Source organism: Elstera litoralis (assembly GCF_000963705.1).
Lineage (GTDB): Bacteria > Pseudomonadota > Alphaproteobacteria > Elsterales > Elsteraceae > Elstera > Elstera litoralis.
In genome coordinates this window covers 1-843 of the sequence record NZ_LAJY01000968.1, presented here as the reverse complement: position 1 = coordinate 843, position 843 = coordinate 1, and the positions used below count along the sequence as shown (strand labels likewise).

Below are 843 nucleotides of genomic sequence, written 5' to 3'. Positions count from 1 at the left end.
TTGGCGTTGATCGCCCCTATTGGTTCGGCGACCAGCGGTGGTTGCGGGGGTTGCTGGGTTTTCTGGTCGGCATCAATCTCGGGCTGGTTTATGTCAATGTGCTGTTCAACGAATGGTACGGGCGCTTCTATAATGCCCTGCAAGAGCTGGACTATCCGACCTTCAAAACCGAAATCCTCGTCTTCGGCGGTCTGGCGACAATCTATATTAGCGTTCAAATTCTGCGCATTTATATGAACCAGATGCTCACGATTAAGTGGCGGACGTGGTTGGTTGGCAAATTTTTGCACCGTTATCTGTCTGAACAGGTTTATTACCGTCTCCAACTCGGGGAAGCCAAGGCCGACAACCCCGATCAACGTTTGTCCGACGATGTGAGCCAGTTAACGGCGATCACGCTCACGCTGTCGCTGGGTCTCCTCAGCGCAATCGTAACCTTCGTCACCTTTGCCGGGCTGCTATGGGTGCAATCCGGGCCGCTCAGCTTCTCTCTCGGCGAAACGGAGATCACGATCCCCGGCTATATGCTGTGGGCGGCGCTGCTCTATGCGCTTCTCGGAACCTGGATTACCCATAAGATCGGCCGCCCCCTGATTGGCTTGAATTTCCAACAGGAGCGGGTGGAAGCCGATTTCCGCTATGCCTTGATCCGCGTGCGCGACCACTCCGAAGGTATCGCGCTGTATCGCGGTGAACCCCAAGAGGGGCATACGCTGACCGATCTTTTTAGCCGGGTGGTGACGAACTATAAGGCGATCATGCGTCGGACGATTCTACTGACCATGACCACCTCGGTTTACGGACAGGCCGCCATTCTGTTCCCCTTCATCGTCGCCGCGCCGC

The 843-nt window shown here is 55.9% G+C and carries 1 protein-coding gene; it reads left to right on the top strand.

Annotated features, from left to right (window positions below; translation table 11 throughout):
- Positions 1-843, top strand: an 843-nt coding sequence (locus VZ95_RS20995) for an SbmA/BacA-like family transporter (RefSeq protein ID WP_045777601.1), incomplete at both ends; no start/stop codon positions are given.